Source organism: Streptomyces sp. WZ-12 (genome assembly GCF_028898845.1).
Taxonomy (GTDB): Bacteria; Actinomycetota; Actinomycetes; order Streptomycetales; family Streptomycetaceae; genus Streptomyces.
On record NZ_CP118574.1, the window covers coordinates 2,233,262 to 2,254,787 of the forward strand.

The following is a 21,526-nucleotide window of genomic DNA, read 5'->3' on the forward strand; positions in this document are numbered from 1 at the left end:
GGTGATGCCCCTTGGTTCCTCAGTTCAGGTATTGACAGGTGCCGCGCGGGATGTACGCGCCGTGCCCGGCACGGCCCGTGAACTCCCTCCGGTCGATGACTAGTTCACCGCGCGAGAGAACCGTCTCCACTCCGCCGGTCAGGCGCTTGCCCTCGTAGGCCGAGTAGTCGACGTTCATGTGGTGGGTGGCGGCCGAGAGGGTGTGCTCGGCGTGCGGGTCGTAGATGACGACGTCGGCGTCGGCGCCCGGCGCGAGGGTGCCCTTGCGCGGATAGAGGCCGAACATCCGGGCCGGCGCCGCGCAGGCGATCTCGATCCAGCGGCGGCGCGAGAGGCGCCCCTCGACGACGGCCTGGTGGAGCAGGTCCATCCGGTGCTCGACGCCCGGCATCCCGTTGGGGATCTTGGAGAAGTCGCCCCGGCCGAGCTCCTTCTGGCCCGCGAAGCAGAACGGGCAGTGGTCGGTGGAGACCACCTGGAGGTCGTCGGTGCGCAGGCCGCGCCAGAGCGCCGCCTGGTGCTCCTTGGGGCGCAACGGCGTGCTGCACACGTACTTGGCGCCCTCGAAGTCGGGCTCCGCGAGGTTGTCCGTCGACAGGAAGAGGTACTGCGGGCAGGTCTCGCCGAAGACCGGCAGTTCCTCGGCGCGGGCCCGGGCCAGTTCGGCGACGGCCTCCTGCGCCGACACGTGCACGACGTACAGCGGCGCGCCGGCCACCTGGGCCAGCCGGATCGCCCGGTGGGTGGCCTCGGACTCCAACAGCGCCTTGCGGACCTCGCCGTGGTACCGCGGGTCGGTCTCGCCGCGCTGGAGCGCCTGCTCCACCAGGACGTCGATGGCGATGCCGTTCTCGGCGTGCATCATGATCAACCCGCCGTTGCCGGCGGCCCGTTGCATGGCCCGCAGGATCTGCCCGTCGTCGGAGTAGAAGACCCCCGGGTACGCCATGAACAGCTTGAACGAGGTCACCCCCTCGCCGACCAGCCCGTCCATCTCCGCCAGCGTCGAGGCGTTGACGTCGGAGACGATCATGTGGAAGCCGTAGTCGATGGCGCACTGGCCGTCGGCCTTGGCGTGCCAGGTGTCCAGGCCGGCCCGCAGCGCCGCGCCCTTGGACTGCACCGCGAAGTCGATGATGGTGGTCGTCCCGCCCCAGGCCGCCGCGCGGGTGCCGGACTCGAAGGTGTCGGACGCGAAGGTGCCGCCGAACGGCAGCTCCATATGGGTGTGGGCGTCGATCCCGCCCGGGATGACGTACTTGCGCGAGGCGTCCAGGACGCGGTCGGCGGTCCACCGCTGACTGCCCGGCGTCGCCACCGCCTCGATCCGTCCGTCCTCGATCAGCACGTCCGCGTGCAGTTCCTCGGCTGCGGTGATCACCAGGCCGCCGGTGATGAGGGTTCGAGTCATTCCCGAGCAGTCCCTTCCCATCTTGACTGACGCCATGTCACAAGCTGGTCTACACCCGTAGATTCCGGACGGGAAGCAGACACCGTAGAAGCATGTCACCCGTCACGGCAAGGGTTTGATGGAAGATCAGCCTCCGGGTCGGTGTCGCGGCGGCGGTCGGCCGGGTGGCCGAACGGGCTGCGCCGGGGGCCGGTCCGGGTGGAGGCTGGGGAGGGGTTCCGGGGCTGCCGGATGGGCAGGTAACAGTCCCCGGTACCCACCACATCGAAAGTCAACACAGGACCGCACCTTCACATTTGACACCCAGGGCGTCAGGGAGCGCGGATGGCGCCAGAAAGGCGATGCGTCATGGAGCAGAGCACACCGTGGGAGTTCTCCGACGACCGCGGGCGCCTGGTGGTGGCCGGAGAACGGCCGGAACGGATCGTGGCCTACATACAGGCGGGGGCGACGCTGTGGGATCACGGCATCCGGCCGATCGGCCTGTTCGGGTCGATGCACGACGGGGCGTCGGCCGACCCGGCCAAGGCCGGTGAGCTGCCGCTGGCCGAGGTCCGCTACCTCGGCTCGGGCGCCGCGCTGCACCCGGACACCCTGCTGGAGGACCGCCCGGACCTCGTGGTCGCGGTCACCTACGACGGCGAGAGCGTGTACGGACTGGCCGCGAAGACCGCGCAGGAGCTGGAGGAACAGGTCCCGGTGGCCACCGTCGCGGTGGGTCCGGGGCGCAGCCTGCCCGAGGTCCGCGAGCGCTTCGCCGCGCTGGCCGGATCCCTCGGCCACGGCGAACCGCTCGCCCTGGCCCGGGAGTTGGACGCCGCGGAGGACGAGCTGCGGCGGGCCACCACCGGCCCGGCGCAACCCCGGGTGGTGGCGCTGTCCCCGGCGGGGCCGGACAAGGTCCACCTGGCCTGCCCGGGCACCTGGCCCGATCTGCGGGCACTGGCCGAGCACGGCGTGACGCTGACGGAGCCGGCGGCCGGCGCGGGGACGAACTGGTCGACGGTCGGCTGGGCGGAGGCCGCCGCGCTCGCACCGGACGTCGTCCTGATCGACGCGCGGATCAACGCCGCCCGCATCGGGGCGCTGCGGACGGACGAGAACTGGCGGGCGATCGAGGCGCGCGCCCGGCTGCTGCCGTGGAACCCGGAGGCCCCGGTGAGCCGGCGCGCGCACACCCGGTTCTTCACCGAGGTCGCCGGCGCGGTGCGCGCGGCCGCCGCCCGGAAGTAGCGCCGGGACCCCCGATGCGCCGCGCGCCGGCCGCCCGCTCACCCCCCTTGACGCCGACTGGCAACAAACCTAACTTTCAACTCCCGTCCCATCCCCCCACGTCGGGAGTACGTCCATGGAGCGCCCCCTAACCCACCGCATCCGGTGGGGAGTTGCCCTCGTCGCCGGTATCGCGCTGACCGGCGCCTGTTCCGCGGCCGCCCAACAGGCCCCGTCCGCGGCCCGGCCCGGCGGCGCGCACCCGGCCGCCGACCACCACGCGGCCCCCCTGTGGCGCGCCGACCCGGCCAAGGGCACCGCCGCCTTCGAGGGCGTGGAGACCAAGCCGGGCTCGGTCAAGGTCGTCGACGACCCGACCGGGAAGCACGGGAAGTCCTACGAACTCCACACCTCCGGCGACAAGATCGACGGCCCCACCCGGGTACGGGTGGAGACCCGCGGCCACCGCACCGCCAACGGGCCACTGCGCTTCTCCAAGGAGGGCGACGTCTACTACATCGGCTGGCGCTCGATGTGGGGCCCGCTGCCGACCCGGAAGGGCGGCTGGGTGGTCCTGTGGCAGCTCAAGGACTACGGCTCGGGTGCCGCCACCCCGCCGCTGTCGCTGCGCGCCCGCGGGGACGGCTCCGTCGACCTGGAGTACGCCGACCCGAAGTTGAAGACCACCCGGCTCTGGCACACCCCGCTCGCCCTCAACACCTGGCACGACTTCGTCATCGGCATCAAGGTCTCCAAGGACCCCGCCAAGGGCTGGGTGCGGCTGTGGCACGACGGCGCCGCCCAGAAGCTGCCCGGCGGCGTGGAGCAGTACCCCGCGGCGACGCTGCGCGCCGACTGGGTCACCGACAAGTGGGGCGTCTACCGTTCCGACACCGTCAAGGGCCAGGCCACCGCCTACCTCAACGGCCCTGCGGTGGGCCGCAGTTACGGGGACGTCGCGCCGACCGGCTGACGGACGCGCCGCTCACGACGGAGGCCGCACCGGACGACGGTCCGCTGCGGCCCCGTGGGGTGTGGCGCGCTCGGGCGAAGCGCCCTAGCGCCCCACGAGCCGCCCCCGCACCCACCGCAGGGCGTCCGCGAGGAGTTCCGCGCCCTCCTCGGCCTCGGCCACGGTGAGGGTGAGCGGCGGGCCGATGCGGAGCGCGTTGCCGCCCTGGCCGCCCTTGCCGACCAGCAACCCGCGCTCCCGGGCCGCCTCCAGGGCCAGCGAGGCGGCCTCGGGCGAGCGCTCGTCGGTGCCCGGCCGGACCAGCTCGACCCCGATCATCAGGCCCCGCCCCCGCACCTCCCGCACCACGTCCAGGCCGGCCGCCACCGCCCGCAGCCGCTCGATCAGCAGCCCGCCGACCCGTCGGGCGTTGCCCTGGAGGTCGTGCTCCAGGACGTGGTTGAGGTTGGCCAGGCCCGCGGCCATGGTGATCGGGCTGCCGCCGAAGGTCGAAATGGAGTTGGCCGGCAGGCAGTTCATGACCTCGGCGCGGGCCACCACCCCGCCGATGGCCATGCCGTTGCCGATGCCCTTGGCGAAGGTGAGCAGGTCCGGCGGGCCGTTGCCGGCGTGCGCCTGCCAGCCCCAGAAGTGGTCACCGGTGCGGCCCCAACCGGTCTGCACCTCGTCGCTGATCCACAGGATGCCCTCCCGGGCCAGCACCTCCCGGAACGCCGCGTACAGCCCGTCGGGCGGGGCGGTGAACCCGCCGACGCCCTGCACCGGTTCGGCGATCAGCGCGGCGACGCCGCCGGCGGTCTGCTGGAGCATGTCCTCCAGGTCCGCGACGCAGGCCGCGATGTACTCCGCGTCGCCGAGGTCGGCGTAGGGGCCGCGGGAGCGCACCCCGCCGTGGACGTAGAGGGTCTGCAACGGCGAGAGGCTGGTGGGCGACCAGCTCTGGTTGCCGGTGACGCCGACGGTGGAGAACGACCGGCCGTGGTAGCTGTTGCGCATCGCCAGGACCTGGTTGGACCGGCGGTACGTGGTGGCCAGCAGCAGCGCGGCGTCGTTGGCCTCGGTGCCGGAGGTGGTGAAGAAGACCCGGGCGTCGGGGATGCCGGAGAGCGCGGCGATCCGCTCCGCCAACTCGACCATCGGGCGGGAGAGATAGAGCGTGGAGGAGTGCACGATCCGGGCGGCCTGCTCGGCGACGGCCCAGGTCACCTCGGGCAGCGCGTGCGCCGTCATGGTGGTGAGGATGCCGCCGAAGAAGTCGAGGTAGCGGTTGCCCTCGCCGTCCCAGACGTACCGGCCCTCGCCGCGCGTGAGCTCCAGCGGGTGTTCGTAGGAGAGGCTCAGCCAGGACGGCAGCACCGCCTGGTGGCGCGCGTGCAGCTCGTCGGCGTCCTGTGTCACGGGCGCATCAGCCCCTCGTAGGCGTCCGGCCGGCGGTCGCGGTAGAACGCCCACTGCTGGCGGACCTCGTCGATCAGCCCGAAGTCCAGGTCGCGGACGACCAGTTCCTCCTTGCTGTCGCTCGCCGGCTCGCCGACGAACTGGCCGCGCGGGTCGACGAAGTAGCTGGAGCCGTAGAACTCGTTGTCGCCGTACTCCTCCACGCCGACGCGGTTGATCGCGGCGACGAAGTACTCGTTGGCGACCGCCGCCGCGGGCTGCTCCAGCTTCCACAGGTACCCGGACAGGCCGCGCGAGGTGGCCGACGGGTTGTAGACGAGCTGGGCGCCGTTGAGGCCCAACTGCCGCCAGCCCTCCGGGAAGTGGCGGTCGTAGCAGATGTAGACGCCGACCCGGCCGACGGCGGTGTCGAAGACCGGCCAGCCGACGTTGCCCGGGCGGAAGTAGAACTTCTCCCAGAAGCCCTTGACCTGCGGGATGTGGTGCTTGCGGTACTTGCCGAGGACGGTGCCGTCGGCGTCGATGACGGCGGCGGTGTTGTAGTAGAAGCCGGACTGCTCGACCTCGAAGACGGGGACCACGATCACCATCCCGGTCTCCCGGGCGAGCGCCTGCATCCGCCGCACGGTCGGCCCGTCCGGCACCGGTTCGGCCCAGCGGTAGTGCTCGGGCTCCTGGACCTGGCAGAAGTACGGGGCGTTGAAGACCTCTTGGAACCCGATCACCTTCGCACCCTGCGCGGCCGCCGCCCTGGCGTGCTCCTCGTGTTTCGCGATCATGGATTCGGTGTCGCCGGTCCAGGTCGCCTGGACCAGTGCGGCACGCACAACATCGGACATCGGCTGCTCCTTTGTCGGTGCGTCGACCTGCGAACACGCGGGTCTACGCGTGTGGAGGCGACCGTAAGCCCCGTATGTGACCCTGGCAAGACCATCTCCCGGCCCGGCGCGGCGACCGCGCCGCCCCCCGGCCCGCGCTCCCCTCCCCCACCTCGACAGAAAAACTTGCAAGCCTCACTTGCAAGTTTCCCTGTCGTTCTCCTAGCCTGGCGACATGCCAGACAAGGACCAGAAACGGATCGCCACCGACCTCGGCGCGACCGTGTCCCTGCTGATGCGCCGGCTGCGCGCGGCCTCGCCGCAGGGCGAGTTGACCCCGACCCAGCGCGCGGTGCTCGCCCGGATCGACGCCGACGGACCCTCCACCATCGCGGCGCTGGCCCGCGCCGAACTGGTGCGTCCGCAGTCGATGCGGGTGACCGTCGGCGCGCTGGAGGAGCACGGCATCCTCGCCCGCAGCCCGCACCCGACCGACGGCCGCCAGGTGGTCTTCTCGCTCACCGAGGGGGGCCACCGGGTCCTCGCGGACGTCCGGGCCGCCAAGAACGACTGGCTCGCGGTGGCCATCGCCGAGCAACTGACCGCCGACGAACAGCGGACGCTGGCCGAGGCGACCGCGCTGATACGGCGGCTGATCGGGGAATGAGCGCCCCCGACGCCCCGGACCGGTCCGCGGGCCGCTCCGCCACCCCGACCGCCGGTCCGGCCCGACTCCCCGCCGGCGAGGCCGGTTTCGGCGCCCGTCTGATGACCCCGCTGCTGCTGGGGTCGCTCCTCAACCCCATCAACTCCACGATGATCGCCACCGCCCTGGTGGCCATCGGCCGGGACTTCCGCGTCGGCCCCGCCGACACCGCCTGGCTGATCTCGGCGATGTACCTCGCCAGCGCCGTGGGGCAGCCCTCGCTGGGCCGGGTCGCGGACCGGTTCGGACCGCGCCGGGTCTTCGTCGCCGGCACCGTGGCGGTCTGCGCGGCGGGCCTTCTCGGGGCGCTGGCCCCGACGTTCGCGCTGCTGATCGTCTCCCGGATCGTCCTCGGCGTCGGCGCCGCGGCCGCGTACCCGGCGGCGATGGCGATGCTGCGCGCCGAGTCGCGCCGGGTGGGGCGACCCACGCCGCGCGCCGTGCTCGGGCGGATCTCGCTGGCCGCGCTGGCCAGTGCGGCGGTCGGCCCCACCCTCGGCGGGCTGCTCGCCGCGACCGCCGGCTGGCGGGCGGTCTTCGCGGTCAACATCCCACTGGCGCTGCTGGCCCTGGCCGGCGCGCTGGTCTGGCTCCCGGCCGACCGGGACACCCGGGCGGCGACCGCGGCCGACGGCCCCGACGCCGCGGCCCGCGGCTCCCTCGACCCGTTCGGCATCGCGCTCTTCGCCTCCGCACTGACCTGCGCGATGTTCTTCCTGCTCCGGCTCGACGCCCCGCAGTGGCCGCTGCTCGCGCCGGCCGCCGCGCTCACCGCCGTCCTGGTGTGGTGGCAACTGCGCCACCCCCAACCCTTCATCGACCTACGGATGTTGGCCCGCAACCGCGCACTGGTACTGACCTACCTCCGGCACGGGCTGGCCTACCTGGTGATCTACTGCGTGCTGTACGGCTTCAGCCAGTGGCTGGAGCAGGCGCACGGCTACTCGTCCTTCCACGCCGGGCTGGTGATGCTGCCGATGTCCGGTGCGGCCGCGCTCTGTTCGCTCGCCGGCGCCCGGACCCGGGGCATCCGGGCCCCGCTGACCGTCGCGGCGGTCTGCCTGACGGCCGGCAGCGCGGTCTTCCTGCTGCTGCGCGACACCAGCCCACTGCCGCTGCTGCTGGTCGCCGGCGCGCTCTTCGGCATCCCGCAGGGCCTGGCCGCCACCGGCAACCAGGCCGCGGTCTACGCCCAGGCGCCGGCCGACGGCGTGGGCGCGGCCGCCGGCCTCCAGCGCACCGCCCAGTACCTCGGCGCGATCACCGCCTCCAGCCTCATCGGGCTGCTCTACGGCCAGCGCGCCACGGACCCGGGCCTGCACGCCATCGCGCTGACCGGCGCGGTGCTCGGCGTGCTGCTCCTGGTCCTCACCCTCGCCGACCGGACGCTCCGCACCACGGGCGCCCGCACCCTCGACTGACCCGTTCCCCCAACCTCCCTACCCCACCCAGGAGTTACCGTGCCCGCGACCACCTTGGACGCCACCACCGCACTGGTCCTGATCGACCTCCAGAAGGGCATCACCGCGCTGCCCACCGTCCACCCGGCCGCCGAGGTCGTGGCCCGCGGCGCCCAACTCGCCACAGCGTTCCGGGCCCACGGGCTACCGGTCGTCCTGGTGAACGTCACCGGCGGCGCCCCGGGCCGCACCGAGGCCGGCGGCCACGGCGGCACCCCGCCCGCCGACTGGGCCGAGCTGGTGCCCGAACTGGACGCGCAACCTGGCGACCTCCGCGTCACCAAGCAGCGGTGGGGGGCCTTCCACGACACCGACCTGGACGCCGAGTTGCGGCGCCGCGGGGTCACTCAGGTCGTCTTCGCCGGGATCGCCACCAGCATCGGCGTGGAGTCCAGCGCCCGCGCCGCGCACGAGCACGGCTACCACGTCACCGTCGCCGTGGACGCGGTGACCGACCTGGACGCGGACGCGCACCACCACAGCGTGCGGCGGATCTTCCCGCGGCTCGGCGAGACCGACACCACGGAGGCGATCATCGGCCTTCTGGGCTGACGCCCTCGACCGGGGCGGGGTGCCCGTCGGGGCGCCGCCGGTGCCACTGCAACGCGTCCTGGAGTTGGGCGGCCAACGAGATCAGCCGCGGCTCGCCGTGGGCCGGGCCCAGGAGTTGGGCGCCCAGCGGCAGCCCGTCCGCGCTGAAGCCGGCCGGGACGCTGATGCCGGGCCAGCCGAGCACGTTCCACGGCCAGGCGTACGGGCAGGCCGCGATCATGGCCCTGTCGGTCCCCCAGCCGCTGAGCCCGGCGAGGGCGCCGATGCGCGGCGGCGGGGTCGCGGTGGTCGGCGTCAGCAGCACGTCGTAGCGGCCGAACAGCGCCCCGATCCGGCGGCGTTGGCGCTGCTCGGCGGCCCGGGCGCGGCGCAGCGGCGGCCCGCCGAGCAGCCGGCCCATGCGCGCCGCCCCCTGGGTGCGGCGGTCCAGCAGCCGGGGGTCGGGGACCCGGGCGGCCCACTCGCCGACCCCGGCGGTGGCGCGCGGGACGAAGGCCAACCCCACCAGCCCGTAGTCCGGTTCGGCCTCCTCGACGAGGTGGCCGAGGCCGGCCAGGGTGCGGGCGAGGGCGATCACCGCGGCCCGCACATCGGGGTGGAGCGGCTTGCGGGTGAAGGTGGTGGCGGCCTTCCAGGACAGCGCGATCCGCAGCCGGCCTGGGTCCCGGCGGGCGGCCTCGCGGGCCGCGATGACCGGTGGCCGGTGCAGGTCCCCGGCGTGGTTGCCGCTGGCGACGTCGAGCAGCAGCGCGGCGTCCTCGACGGTGCGGGCCAACGGGCCGATGCCGGTGATGCCCTGGAACGCCTCGGCGTCCGGCCAGGTCGAGATCCGGCCGCGCTGCGGTTTGATGCCGACGAGGTGGGACCAGGCGGCGGGGATCCGGACCGAGCCGGCGCCGTCGGTGCCCAGCGCGGCCGGCACCAGCCCGGCGGCGACCGCGGCGGCCGAACCGCCGGACGAACCGCCGGGGGTGTGCGCGAGGTTCCAGGGGTTGCGGGTGTCGCCGAAGGCCGGGCCCTCGGTGAACGGCCACTGGCCCAGCTCGCAGGCGTTGGTCTTGCCGACGATGACCGCGCCGGCGGCGCGCAGCCGCCGCACCACCTCGGCGTCGTGCTGCTTGACCGGGAACTCCCCGGCGCAGCCGAACGCGGTGGGCTCGCCGGCCACATCGGTGTCGTCCTTGACCGCGACCGGCACGCCGAGCAGCGGCGTCCGCTCCCCGGCCGCGAGCCGGCGGTCCGCCTCCGCTGCCTCGGCCAGCGCCGCCTCGGCGCGGACCCGGCGGAAGGCGTTGACGGTGTCCTGGGTGGCCGCGATCCGCTCCAGGGAGCGGCGGACCAGGGCGGTGGCGGTGACCGCGCCGTCGGCCAGGGCCCGGGCCTGTTCGGCGAGCCCCTCCCACTGACCGTCGAGTTGCCCGGCGGGGGCGGGGCGGCGGGGGTGGTCCGGGGACCCTCCGGTCCGGCGTTCCTGGCTCTCGTCGACGCTCACGCTGCGTGCCCTCCCTGGGACCGCTCACTCGAACGAACGGTCCCAGGAGGCTAATCGGCCCCGCAGGGGCCGGCAACGACGCCGCGCGGCGCGACACATCGACGACACACGGACGGCACACACCGGCCCCGCGGGGGCTGGTTCCGGCCTACGGCGCCGGGTGAACGACCTGTGCGGAGCCGCCGCCGCGGCGGACCTTCTCGGCCGCGGCGAGCCAGCGGCCGTCCGGCAGCCGCTGCACGCCGGTGGCCGCGCCGATCTCCGGGTTCAGCTTGAAGGAGTGGCCGAGCGCCTCCAGTTGCTTGCGCAGCGGGCTGTTGTAGAGGGCCGGTTCGAGCTCGGTGGCGGCGGCGTTGCGCTGGCTGGCGCGCGGTGCGGCGATCGCGTCCACCAACGACATCCCGCGGTCGAGGTGGTTGATCAGGGTCTGCAGGACGGTGGTGATGATGGTGGCGCCGCCGGGCGAGCCCACGGCCAGCACGGGCGCGCCGTGGCGCAGCACGATGGTCGGGGAGATGGACGAGCGCGGCCGCTTGCCGGGGCCCGGCAGGTTGGGGTCGTGCACGGCCGGGTCGATGGGCGTGAAGGAGAAGTCGGTCAGCTCGTTGTTGAGCAGGAAGCCGCGGCCGGGGACGGCGATGCCGCTGCCGCCGGTCTGCTCGATGGTGAGGGTGTAGGCGACGATGTTGCCCCACTTGTCGGCGACGGTGAGGTGGGTGGTGTTCTCCCCCTCGTACGTCGTCGGGACGGCCTTGCCGGTGCTGCCGCAGGGCTTCGGGTGGCGCGGGTCGCCGGGCGCGAGCGGGCTGGTGAGCGCCTTGTGGTCGTTGATCAGGCACGCGCGGGAGTCGGCGAAGCGCTTGGAGGTCAGGCCCTTGACGGGGACGTCCTCGAAGGCGGGGTCGCCGACCCAGCGGCCGCGGTCGGCGAAGGCGATCCGGCTGGCCTCGATGTAGCGGTGCAGGAACTGCGTCTCGGACAGGTGCGAGAGGTCGCTCTTCCCCAGGATGTTGAGCGCCTCGGCCATGCTGGTGCCGCCGGAGGAGGACGGCGCCATGCCGTAGACGTCCAGGCCGCGGTAGGTGGTGTGGGTCGGCGGGTGGAGCAGCGTGTGGTAGGCGCGGAGGTCGGCGGTGGTCAGGTGGCCGGGGCGGACCTTGCGGTCGGCGCCGGCGCGGACCGGCGGCCGCTGCACGGTGCGGACGATGTCCCGCCCGATGGACCCGTGGTAGAGGGCGCCGATGCCCTTGCTCCCCAACTCCCGGTAGGTGCGGGCCAGATCGGGGTTCTTCAGGGTGGAGCCGACCACCGGCAGCTTGCCGCCGGGCAGGAACAGGGCGGCGGTGGCCGGGAAGTCGCGGAACCGCGCCTCGTTGTCCGCGGTCTGCTGACGGAAGGTCGCATCGACGGTGAAGCCGTTCTTGGCGATCCGCTCGGCGGGCCTGAGGACCTGCCCCAGGGAACGGCTGCCCCACTTCTTCAGGGCGCTGTCCCAGGTGGCGGGGGTGCCGGGGGTGCCGATGCTGAGCCCGCTGGTGACCGCGTCGGCGAACGGTATCGGCTTGCCGTTCTCCACGAAGAGGTTCTTGGTGGCGGTGCGGGGCGCGGTCTCCCGGCCGTCGAGGGTGCGCACGGTCTTGGTCTTGGCGTCGTAGTAGACGAAGTAGCCGCCGCCTCCGACGCCGGCCGAGTACGGCTCGGTGACGCCGAGGGCGGCGGCGGTGGCGACTGCCGCGTCGACCGCGTTGCCGCCCTTGCGGAGCACCTCGATGCCGGCGGCCGAGGCGTCCGCGTCGACGCTGGAGACCACGCCGCCGTAGCCGACGGCGACCGGGGTCTTGGCGGGGGTGGCGGGACCGGAGCGGGGTGCCGCGGTCCGGGCCGCGGCGGGGACCGCCATCAGGGAGCCGGCCAGCGCGGCCGTGACTCCCAGAACGGTGAGACGTCGGGCGTTCGACATACCTGGACTTCCTCCAAGTGCGGTGCGAGGGGGCGGCAGGGGCCGGAGCCTACCGGGGCCAACTGCCCACCGACAGGGGATGATTGGGTTATTGCGGGCGGTTCGCGGGCCGGGCGGTTTCGGACCCGGGCGTACGGTCCCGCCGTATCCGCACGGATCCGGGCAAGCAGTACGGGTCGGCGGCCCGCCCTCGAACACCCGCCCGACGGTTCGCTACGCTCCCCCGCCATGGACGACACCCTGCTGCTCCTTCTGATCGCGGTGGCCGCCCTCGTCGTGGGGCTGGCCGCCGGCTGGGCCGGGCAATCGGCGGCGGCCCGCCGCAAGCTGACCCGGGAACAGCGCTTCTTCGGACTGCCCGCCGGTTCCGAATGCGTCGTGGTCACCCACCGGGACAGCGCCGCGGCCCAATGGAGCATCCCCCGACACGACGCGCTCGCCCTGCTCGGGCTGGCCGCGGTGATCGAGAACTGCGGTGCGCACCCCGAAGTCGCCCCGCACGACACCGGGCTCCAGGGATTCGGCGCGCGCACCGAGTTCTGCGTGGGCGACCCCACCGCGCACCGCCGGCTCGCCGCCCACCTGGCGAACCTGCTGCCGGGCGTCGCGGTGCACCCGGGTGACGCGACCGGCGCCGGCCGGGGCACCCTCACCGTGGGTGGGACCACGTACCGCATGGAGCCGGGGGCGGTGGAGTACGTGCTGCTGGCCCGGCTGACGGCCGGGGAGATCGGCCGGCCAGTGTTCCTGGCGGCCGGTCAACGGCCGGTCACCCACCGGGCGGCGGTCCGCCACCTGGTCCGCAACCGGGCCAAACTGGCCCGCCGCTACGGCCCGGACGGGCAGTTCGCGCTACTGCTGAAGGTGGTCAACTCGCAGGCGTACGGCCCCGATGTGGTGGAGTTGGTGGCCGACGTCAGCAAGGCGGCGTTGGATCCGGCGGAGGCCAAGGGGCAGCATCGGGCGACGACCTGAGGCGGCCTCACCAACGGGCGGGGGCCCGCCTTCTCTGCCAAGCTCAGGGGCATGAGTCCCCGTACTCGTAGGCGTACTCCCTTCCTGCGCTGGACCGGTGCGCTGCCGGTCGTGGCGATGGTGCTGCTGATCCTGGTCTGGGGCCGGTCGTTGCCCGCGCCGCTGGTGGGGGTGGTGTCGCTGTTCCTGGCCGGGGCGGTGCTGGCGGCGGTGCACCACGCGGAGGTGATCGCGCACCGGGTGGGCGAGCCGTTCGGGTCGCTGGTGCTGGCGGTCGCGGTGACCATCATCGAGGTGGCGCTGATCGTCACGTTGATGGTCGACGGCGGGGAGAAGAGCGCACCGCTGGCCCGGGACACCGTCTTCGCGGCGGTGATGATCACCTGCAACGGCATCGTCGGGCTCAGCCTCCTGGTCGCCGCGCTCAAGCGGAAGGTGGCGGTCTTCAACGCCGAGGGCACCGGCGCCGCGCTGGCCTCGGTCGCCACGGTGGCCGGCCTCAGCCTGGCGCTGCCGACCTTCACCACCTCCACGTCCGGACCCCAGTTCTCCGGTCCGCAGTTGCTCTTCGCGGCGATCGCCGCGCTGACGCTGTACGGCCTGTTCGTCGCCACCCAGACCTTCCGGCACCGGGACTACTTCCTGCCGGTCACCGCCACCGGCGAGGTGATCGACACCGAGGACCACGCCCATCCGCCGTCCGCCAGGGAGGCGCTGGCCAGCCTGGCGTTGCTGGCGCTGGCGCTGATCTCGGTGGTGGGGCTGGCCAAGGCGGTCTCCCCCACCATCGAGTCCGGGGTGGCCAGCGCCGGCCTGCCGTCGTCCGTGGTCGGCGTGGTGATCGCGCTGCTGGTGCTGCTCCCGGAGACCATCGCGGCGGTCCGCGCGGCCCGCCGGGACCGGGTGCAGACCAGCCTCAACCTCGGCCTGGGCTCGGCGATGGCCAGCATCGGCCTGACGATCCCGGCGGTCGCGCTGGCCACGGTGTGGCTCAAGGGCCCGCTCATCCTGGGCCTGGGCGCCACCCACATGGTGCTGCTGGTGCTCACCGTCGTCGTCGGCACGCTGACGGTGGTGCCCGGCCGGGCCACCCTGCTCCAGGGCGGTGTCCATCTGACGCTGCTGGCGGCGTACCTCGTGCTCGCGGTCAGCCCCTGACGAACGGCCGCTCCCCGGCGCGGTGTTGACGCGCGACGGTCCCGTTGGGCGACGGGAGGGGAGGGTGCCGGTACCCGTGCCGCGCCGAGCCGATCGCGACGACCACGGAGCGTGAGAGCGGTCACCCTGTGCACCGGAACCCGACGAGATGGTTTATCGTTCAATTGACGGCGGGCCCCAACGGGCCGCGCCCCCTCGGACCGCCCCGGCCGGATTCCCCCGTCCGGCCGGGGCTTCCCCCTCTCCGGCCCGTCCGCGCCGCACCCGCGCCCCCGGCGGCCGGACCACCCGTCTTCCTTCCTCCGCATGCCGCCGCCCCGGAACGCGCCTTGAATGCGAGGCATGTCCTTGCCGAATGCGCCGGGCCGCCGGCGGCCGGACGGCGCGCTGGAACGCCTCGGCGAATGGTGCGCCCGGCACGCCGTGGTCGTCGTGGTGCTGTGGCTGGTCGGACTGACCGCGGTCCAGGTGCTCCAACGGCCCCTCGGCGGGACCTACTCCGACGACTTCTCGCTGCCGGACGTGCAGTCCCGGCAGGGCCAGGAGATCCTCGCCGCGCACCAGCCCGCGGTCGGCTACGCCGCCCCGGTGGTACTGCACGCCGACCGGCCGCTGACCGCCTTCGCCGGGCAGCTCGCGGACGCCACCGTCGCCCTGGAGAGGCTCCCCGATGTGCGGGCCGCGGAGAGCCCGTTGACCCCGCCCGGGCCCCGGACTCCACCACCGTCGCCCGGTGCCGCGCACACCGGACCGCTCTCCGCCGACGGCCGGACCGGGTACCTCACGGTGCGCTTCCGGGACCCGCCGGCGCACCTGGGCCCGGACGCGCTGCCGGGCGTGGACCGGGCGGTGGCGCCGCTGCGCGCGGCCGGCGTCCAGGTCGAGTACGGCGGCGCGCTGGGCGAGCTGGCGCAGCCGGCCACCGACGACCGGCCCAGCGAGGCGATCGGGTTCGCGGTGGCGGTGCTGGTGCTGCTCGTCGGGTTCGGCAGCGTGCTGGCGGCCGCGGTGCCGCTGCTGACCGCGCTGATCGGGGTGGTCTGCGGGCTGGGCTGCCTGGGGCTGCTGGCCGCCGCGTTCACCTTCGCCACCGTTTCCCCCGCCCTGGCCACCATGATCGGCCTCGGGGTGGGCATCGACTACGCGCTGTTCCTGATCACCCGCCATCGGCAACTCCTGGCGGACGGCGCGGAGCCGGCCGTCGCCGCGGGGCGGGCGGTGGCCACCAGCGGCCGAGCCGTCCTGATCTCCGGCGTCACCGTGCTCATCGCGCTGACCGGGCTCTCCGTCGCGGGCATCGGCTTCATCGCCAAGCTGGGCACCGCGGCCGCGCTCACCGTGATCACCGCGGTGCTCGGCGCGCTCACCCTCGTCCCCGCGCTGCTCGGGCTGCTGGGCCGCGACATCGACCGGCTGCGGGTGCGCCGGCCGGTCGCCGAGCCGGCCCCGGACGCGGACACCGGCCGCCGCGGGCTGCGCTATGCCCGGCGAGTGACCCGCCATCCCTGGCCGCACCTGGTGTGCGGGGTGCTCGTCCTGGCGGTGCTCACGGTCCCGGCGTTCTCGATGCGGCTGGGGCACATCGGCGACGGCGCGGACCCACCGTCGTTCACCTCCCGCCGGGCCTACGACCTGATGTCGGCGGCGTTCGGCCCCGGTTCGACGGGGCCGCTGACGCTCGTCGTCGACCAGCGGGCGGTGCCGGCGGCGGACCGCCCGGCGCTGGCGGCCCAGGCCCGGCACGCCCTCGGCCACCTCCCCGGCACCGCGGCGGTCACCCCGCTGCGGCCCTCCCCGGACGGCGCGGTGCTGTCCGCCACCGCCTACCCCACGGGAGCCCCGCAGGACGCGAGCACCACCGCGCTCACCCACCGCCTCGTCGACTCCGTGCTCCCCCGCGCCGTCCGCGGCTACGAAGCCCACGGCTACGTCACCGGCACCACCGCTGCCGAGGTGGACTTCCTGGACCTGCTCGCCGCCCGGCTTCCGCTGATCATCGCCGTGGTGGTGGGCCTGGCCTTCCTGATCCTGCTGATCGTCTTCCGGGGCGTGCTGGTCGCGGCGAAGGCCGCGGTGCTCAACGTGCTGTCGATCGCGGCGTCGTACGGGGTGGTGGTGGCGGTCTTCCAGTGGGGGTGGGGCGGGCCGGCGCTCGGGGTCAACGGCACCGTGCCGATCGAGAGCTACGTGCCGATGATGATGTTCGCCATCGTCTTCGGGCTGGGCACGGACTACGAGATCTTCCTGCTCTCCCGGGTCCACGAGGGCCGCTCGCGGCACGCCGAGCCGGCCACGGGCGTGCTGCACGCCCTGGCGGTCACCGGCCGGGTGATCGGCTGCGCCGCGCTGATCATGGTGGGCGTCTTCGCCGCGTTCCTGTCCAGCGAGGCCGTGGCGGTCAAGATGCTCGGGGTGGGTCTGGCCGTGAGCGTGCTGATCGACGCGACCGTGGTCCGGCTGCTGCTGGTGCCCGCGGCGCTGACGCTGCTGGGCGCGCGGGCCTGGTGGACGCCGTGGTGGCTGGACCAGGTGCTGCCGGAGGTGGACCCGGAGGGGGCGCACCGGCCCCGGCCCGCGCCGCCGCGCCCGGTGGACCCGCTGGGCCACGGCGGCCCACCGGCCGGCTGACCGCCCCGCCGGCCCGGCCCGTCCTGCGGGGACCAGCGGCTCCGCCGATCATCGGAGTATGGCTCCGACCCCCGGGCCCGGCGCCGCGGGCCCGCCCCCGTATCCCGTGATCCGACCGATGCTGGCCGTGCTCGGGCCGCTGCCGCCCGGGCCCGAGCAGGCCGGCTGGGCGTTCGAGGGCAAGTGGGACGGGGCCCGGTGCGTCGTGAACGCCCCGGGCGACGGCACCCTCCAACTGGTCACCCGGGCCGGCAACGACGCCACCGCCAGCTACCCCGAGCTCGGCCCGCTCGGCGAGCAACTGCGCGGCCGGGCGGCGGTGCTGGACGGCGAGGTGGTGGTGCTGGGCCCCACCGGCCGACCCGACTTCGGGCTGCTGCAACGCCGTATGGGGGTGCTCAACCCGCGCCGCACCGCCCGGTTGGCGATGGAGCTCCCCGTTCAGCTCGTGCTCTTCGACGTGATGTACCTGGACGGGCCGCTGATGGCCGCGCCCTACGAGGAGCGGCGGGCGGTGCTGGCCGGGTTGGCGCTGGCCGGCCCCAACTGGTCGGTGCCGGGGTATGTCGCGGGCCACGGCCAACGGGCGTGGGAGGCGGCGCTGCACGGCGGCCTGGAGGGCGTGATGGCCAAGCGGCTGTCGTCCCCGTACCTTCCCGGGGTGCGCTCCACGGACTGGGTGAAGACCAAGTACCAGGAGACGCTGGACGTGGTCATCGGCGGCTGGACGGAGGGGCGCGGGGCGCTCGGCGGGCTGCCCGGGTCGGTGCTGGCGGGCGTGGCGGAGCCTAGCGGGCTGCGGTTCGTGGGCGCGGTGGGCTCGGGCCTCTCCGACCACGAACGGCGGGACCTGGCGCAGTACTTGGGCGTGATCCCGCTGGACCGTTCGCCGTTCGTCAACCCCGTGGACCTGGCGGGCGTGCACTGGGCCGAGCCCCGGCTGGTCGCCGAGATCACCGTCAGCGGCTGGACGGCGACGGGGCGGATCCGGCATCCGGTCTGGCACCGGCTGCGCCCCGATCTGACGCGGCTGGACTGAGCCGCGGCGGGGACGGCCGTGGGACGGCACGGCCGTGGCCACCGGGCGCCGGTCAACGCGCGCCGCGGGCCGGTTCGGTCACGGGCGGCAGAACCGGGCGACGGCGACCGATCCACCGTCGTTCTCGTCGTCCGAGCCGAGGATCCCCGCGCGGGAGCCGGGCAGGCAGGCCAGTCCCTCGACCTTGTGCCCGGAGACGGTCGCGAGGCGGTGCGGCGCGTCGGACACCGTCAGCCCGATGCGGCCGGTGCGGGAGACGGTGACCCGCCCCGCGTCGTAGAGCGCGGAGGCGAACGGGCCGTCGTTGCCCGGGTCGGCGGCCGACGACACGGTCAACCGGCCGTCGGCAGCCGCCTTCACGTCCGAGGCGTGCCGGACGTGCGCCGCCGGGTACGGCACCCGGAAGCGGGCGGAGACCGGTGCGCCGAGGGAGTTGTCTGCGGGGTTCCACGCGGCCGCGAAGAGGGTGGCCGGGCGGTCGTCCTGGCCGCGGTCGGCCCAGACGGCGACGGTCCGGCCGCGGAGGACGGAGAGGGCGAAGCCCTCGTAGTTGGCGTCCGGGGAGACGTCGGGCAGGCGGAAGGTGCCGAGCACTCGGGCGGTGTCGCCGTCCCGGACGACGCGGTAGGCGGTGCCGCCGCTGGCCAACGCCAGGAACTCGTGCGGCCGGCCGGGTACCGCGTCGATCGCCTCCAGGTCCACCGGCAGCGGGCCGACCCAGTCCAGCGGCCGCACCCGGGGCGCCGCGCCCGGGCGGAGGCCGATCGCCACCAGCCGGTTCTGGCCGGGCTCCTTGTTGTCGCGGACGCCGACGAGGTCGACCGCGGCACCGTGCCGGTCCTCGACGGCGAGGCCGCTGATCCCGGCGGTCATCCCGTCCCCGACCCGCTGCCAGCCACCCGTACCGGGGCGGGACGCGGCGGTCGGGGCGTGCTCCTGTGCGGTGGCCGTCGTCGGCGCCAGCAGGGCGACGCCGAGCACGGCCACACCTATCGCTCTCGTGATCATCGGGCGATGATAGGTGACTCCCTTTCCCTACCGGCCAGTTGGCGCGCGCCGCCCCGTGGCCGCGCGCCGTCCCCCGGGACGCGCCGTGCGCCGGGTGGCTGACGCCCCGGGACGCGCCCCCGCGGCGCGGGAAACCATCCCGGCATCCGCCCGGCCCCCACGGAAAGGAACCGACGATGCCCGCCCCCGAGAACGACGGCACCACCGGAGCCAGCGACGGCAACCGCGCCTACGGGCACAAGCCCTTCAAGCGCTCCCGGAGCCACTTCGCCGACCGGATCACCGCCGACGGCCGCGACGGCTGGCCGGTGGCGGCCGGCCGCTACCGGCTGGTGGTCAGCCGCGCCTGCCCCTGGGCCAGCCGCGCGGTGATCTCCAGGCGGCTGCTCGGCCTGGAGGACGCCCTGTCGATGGGTATCGCCGACCCCATTCAGGACGACCGCAGTTGGCGCTTCACCCTCGACCCGGAAGGCCGGGACCCGGTGTTGGGCATCCGCTTCCTCAGCGAGGCGTACGACGCCCGCGAGAGCGGCTACCCCGGCGGCGTCAGCGTCCCCGCGATCGTGGACGTCCCGAGCGGGCAGTTGGTCACCAACGACTTCCAGCAGATCACCCTGGACTTCGCGACCGAGTGGACGGCGCTGCACCGGCCCGGCGCGCCCGACCTCTACCCCGGGGCGCACCGGGACGAGATCGACGAGGTGATGGCGGGCGTCTACCAGGACGTCAACAACGGGGTGTACCGGGCCGGTTTCGCCACCGGGCAGGACGACTACGACGCGGCCTTCGAGGCGCTGTTCCGCCGGCTCGACCAGCTCTCCGAGCGGCTTGTGCACCGGCGGTACCTGGTCGGCGACACCCTCACCGAGGCCGATGTCCGGCTGTTCACCACGCTCGTCCGCTTCGACCCCGTCTACCACGGCCACTTCAAGTGCAACCGCTTCAAGCTGGCCGAGGACCCGGTGCTGTGGGCGTACGCCAAGGACCTGTTCCAGACGCCCGGGTTCGGGGACACGGTGGACTTCCACCACATCAAGCAGCACTACTACCGGGTCCACAGCGGCATCAATCCCACCGGCATCGTCCCGCTCGGCCCGGACCTCTCCGGCTGGCTGACGCCGCACCACCGCGAGGAGTTGGGCGGTCGGCCGTTCGGCGACGGCACCCCGCCGGGCCCGGTCCCGGCGGGCGAGCGGGTCCCCGCTTCGGGACGCCCCTGACCGCCCGACCGCGACGGGCACCGATGGTCTCCAGGCCCTGCGGGCGGACGCCTACGGGTCCCTAGTCCCGTGGGCGGACGCCTACGGGTCCCTACTCCGCGCCGGCGTCCTCCGGGGCCCGGCGGGCCAGTCCGACCAGCACGTCCAGGGCGTCCGCCAGGACGTCGACGGGCGGGGCGGACAGGGCCAGCCGTACCGCGTTGGGGGCGTGCCCGGCGCCCACCGCGAAGGCGCCGGACGGGGTGACCGCGATGCCGCGGCGGGCCGCGGCGGCCACGAAGGTGTCCGCCCGCCAGGGCTCGGGCAGTTCCCACCAGCAGTGGTACGAATGCGGGTCGGTGCGCAGCCGTTGACCGGCGAGGCGGTCCGCGGCGATCCGCTGGCGGGCCGCGGCGTCGGCCCGCTTGTCCGCCTCGACGGCGGTGGCGGTGCCGTCGCCCAGCCAACGGACCGCCGCCTCCAGGGCGAAGCCGGCCGCCGTCCAGGCGCCGGAGCGGAGCGCCGCGGCGAAGTCGGGGGCGGCGGGGCGGTCGGGCGGCACCAGGAACCCGAGCGTCAGGCCCGGGGCGAGCCGCTTGGAGAGGCTGTCGACGAGCACCGTGCGCTCCGGGGCGAGCGCGGCGAGCGGCGGCAGGTCGGGGCGGAGGAAGCCGTAGACGGCGTCCTCGACGGCGTAGAGGTCCAACTCCCCCAATGTTGCGGCGACTTCGGCGCGGCGGGCCGCGGGCATGGTGGTGCCGAGCGGGTTGTGCAGCGCGGGCTGGAGGTAGACCGCGCGCAGTGGGGCGGCGGTGCGCAGCGCGTCGGGGGTGACGCCGTGCTCGTCCATCGCCAGCGGCACGAGGGTGATGCCGAGGCGGGCCGCGATGCCCTTGATGACGGGGAAGGTCAACGCCTCGACGCCGAGGCGTTCGCCGGGCGGGACGAGGGCGGCGAAGGCGGCGGCGAGGGCCTCGCGGCCGCTGCCGGCGAAGAGCAGCCGCCGGGCGTCGGGGGTCCAGCCGGCCCGGGTGAGGTGGGCGGCGGCGGTGTGCCGGGCGACGGGGGTGCCGGCGGCGGTGCCCGGGCGCAGCGCCGCGGACATCGCCGCGTCCTGTTGCAGCAGCGGCCCGAGGCTCTGCGCGAGGAGCGCGGACTGCCCCGGCAGGACGGGGAAGTTGAGCTCCAGATCGATGGGGTGGCCGCCGGGCTCGGCGAGCGCGGGCCCGGCCGCCGGTGGCGCGGTGCGGACGAAGGTGCCGCGGCCGACCTCGCCCACCGTCAGCCCGCGCCGGCCCAGTTCGCGGTAGACCCGGGCCGCGGTCGAGTCGGCGATCCGCCGGCGCCTGGCGAACCGGCGCAGCGGCGGCAGCCGGTCTCCCGGGCGGAGCCGGCCGGCCGCGATGGCGGCGGCCAGTTCGTCGGCGATGGCGCGGTAGTCGTCCCCCGTCATTGCACTCCCCTCCCACAACATTGCACCGAGCACATTATCCCTATTGTGCCGAGCAATTGCCCCTCATAGCATCGATGCAATCGG

The 21,526-nt window shown here is 74.3% G+C and carries 17 protein-coding genes; 10 read left to right on the forward strand and 7 right to left on the reverse strand.

Features of this window, described 5'->3' with window-relative positions:
- Positions 1-19 precede the first annotated feature (19 nt).
- A complete protein-coding gene (hydA, locus tag PV796_RS09330) occupies positions 20-1,411 on the reverse strand; it encodes a dihydropyrimidinase (protein ID WP_274912473.1) in 1,392 nt (463 codons plus the stop codon).
- Positions 1,412-1,759: 348 nt separating this feature from the next.
- Between hydA and PV796_RS09335 the strand changes: the two genes are divergently transcribed.
- Positions 1,760-2,644, forward strand: coding sequence for an ABC transporter substrate-binding protein (locus PV796_RS09335; protein WP_274912474.1), 885 nt, complete (start codon positions 1,760-1,762; stop codon positions 2,642-2,644).
- A 115-nt stretch (positions 2,645-2,759) separates the two neighbouring features.
- Positions 2,760-3,596 (forward strand): heparin lyase I family protein, encoded by an 837-nt coding sequence (locus PV796_RS09340; RefSeq protein WP_274912475.1) that lies wholly within the window; start codon positions 2,760-2,762, stop codon positions 3,594-3,596.
- A gap of 84 nt (positions 3,597-3,680) precedes the next feature.
- Here the strand turns inward: PV796_RS09340 and PV796_RS09345 are convergent, their stop codons facing one another.
- Together PV796_RS09345 and PV796_RS09350 are read right to left on the reverse strand one after the other, a co-directional pair.
- Positions 3,681-4,994, reverse strand: coding sequence for an aspartate aminotransferase family protein (locus tag PV796_RS09345; protein ID WP_274912476.1), 1,314 nt, complete (start codon positions 4,992-4,994; stop codon positions 3,681-3,683).
- Positions 4,991-5,833: a nitrilase-related carbon-nitrogen hydrolase gene (locus PV796_RS09350; RefSeq protein WP_274912477.1), complete on the reverse strand. Its 843-nt coding sequence runs from the start codon at positions 5,831-5,833 to the stop codon at positions 4,991-4,993. Before PV796_RS09350 ends, PV796_RS09345 begins: the two co-directional genes overlap by 4 nt.
- A gap of 214 nt (positions 5,834-6,047) precedes the next feature.
- Here PV796_RS09350 and PV796_RS09355 point away from each other — a divergent pair, with 214 nt between their 5' ends.
- From PV796_RS09355 to PV796_RS09365, 3 genes are read left to right on the forward strand one after another with little or no spacing between them, the layout of a single operon-like run.
- A complete protein-coding gene (locus PV796_RS09355) occupies positions 6,048-6,479 on the forward strand; it encodes a MarR family winged helix-turn-helix transcriptional regulator (RefSeq protein ID WP_274912478.1) in 432 nt (143 codons plus the stop codon).
- Positions 6,476-7,939 (forward strand): MFS transporter, encoded by a 1,464-nt coding sequence (locus PV796_RS09360; protein ID WP_274912479.1) that lies wholly within the window; start codon positions 6,476-6,478, stop codon positions 7,937-7,939. Before PV796_RS09355 ends, PV796_RS09360 begins: the two co-directional genes overlap by 4 nt.
- A 39-nt stretch (positions 7,940-7,978) precedes the next feature.
- A complete protein-coding gene (locus PV796_RS09365) occupies positions 7,979-8,530 on the forward strand; it encodes an isochorismatase family protein (protein ID WP_274912480.1) in 552 nt (183 codons plus the stop codon).
- On the opposite strand, the gene PV796_RS09370 is transcribed toward PV796_RS09365, so the two are convergent.
- Together PV796_RS09370 and ggt are read right to left on the reverse strand one after the other, a co-directional pair.
- Positions 8,511-10,022, reverse strand: a complete 1,512-nt coding sequence (locus PV796_RS09370; protein WP_274912481.1) for an amidase — start codon at positions 10,020-10,022, stop codon at positions 8,511-8,513. The two genes, PV796_RS09365 and PV796_RS09370, sit on opposite strands and share 20 nt — an antisense overlap.
- A 148-nt stretch (positions 10,023-10,170) precedes the next feature.
- Positions 10,171-11,982, reverse strand: coding sequence for a gamma-glutamyltransferase (ggt, locus tag PV796_RS09375; RefSeq protein WP_274912482.1), 1,812 nt, complete (start codon positions 11,980-11,982; stop codon positions 10,171-10,173).
- Positions 11,983-12,210: 228 nt separating this feature from the next.
- Between ggt and PV796_RS09380 the strand changes: the two genes are divergently transcribed.
- From PV796_RS09380 to ligD, 4 genes are all read left to right on the forward strand, one after another.
- The gene (locus PV796_RS09380) at positions 12,211-12,957 is read left to right on the forward strand and encodes a hypothetical protein (protein ID WP_274912483.1); all 747 of its coding nucleotides are present in this window, start codon (positions 12,211-12,213) and stop codon (positions 12,955-12,957) included.
- 51 nt (positions 12,958-13,008) lie between these two features.
- Entirely contained in the window at positions 13,009-14,115 is a 1,107-nt protein-coding gene (locus PV796_RS09385; RefSeq protein WP_274912484.1) for a calcium:proton antiporter, read from the forward strand.
- A 333-nt stretch (positions 14,116-14,448) separates the two neighbouring features.
- Positions 14,449-16,743: an MMPL family transporter gene (locus tag PV796_RS09390; RefSeq protein WP_446750580.1), complete on the forward strand. Its 2,295-nt coding sequence runs from the start codon at positions 14,449-14,451 to the stop codon at positions 16,741-16,743.
- Between the two features lie 58 nt (positions 16,744-16,801).
- A complete protein-coding gene (gene ligD, locus PV796_RS09395; protein ID WP_274912486.1) occupies positions 16,802-17,782 on the forward strand; it encodes a non-homologous end-joining DNA ligase in 981 nt (326 codons plus the stop codon).
- A gap of 78 nt (positions 17,783-17,860) precedes the next feature.
- On the opposite strand, the gene PV796_RS09400 is transcribed toward ligD, so the two are convergent.
- Positions 17,861-18,790, reverse strand: coding sequence for a hypothetical protein (locus tag PV796_RS09400; RefSeq protein ID WP_274912487.1), 930 nt, complete (start codon positions 18,788-18,790; stop codon positions 17,861-17,863).
- Between the two features lie 176 nt (positions 18,791-18,966).
- Here PV796_RS09400 and PV796_RS09405 point away from each other — a divergent pair, with 176 nt between their 5' ends.
- Positions 18,967-20,010 (forward strand): glutathione S-transferase family protein, encoded by a 1,044-nt coding sequence (locus PV796_RS09405; protein WP_274912488.1) that lies wholly within the window; start codon positions 18,967-18,969, stop codon positions 20,008-20,010.
- A gap of 91 nt (positions 20,011-20,101) precedes the next feature.
- Here PV796_RS09405 and PV796_RS09410 read toward each other — a convergent pair whose 3' ends face one another.
- Positions 20,102-21,442, reverse strand: a complete 1,341-nt coding sequence (locus PV796_RS09410) for an aminotransferase-like domain-containing protein (protein ID WP_274912489.1) — start codon at positions 21,440-21,442, stop codon at positions 20,102-20,104.
- Positions 21,443-21,526: the final 84 nt, after the last annotated feature.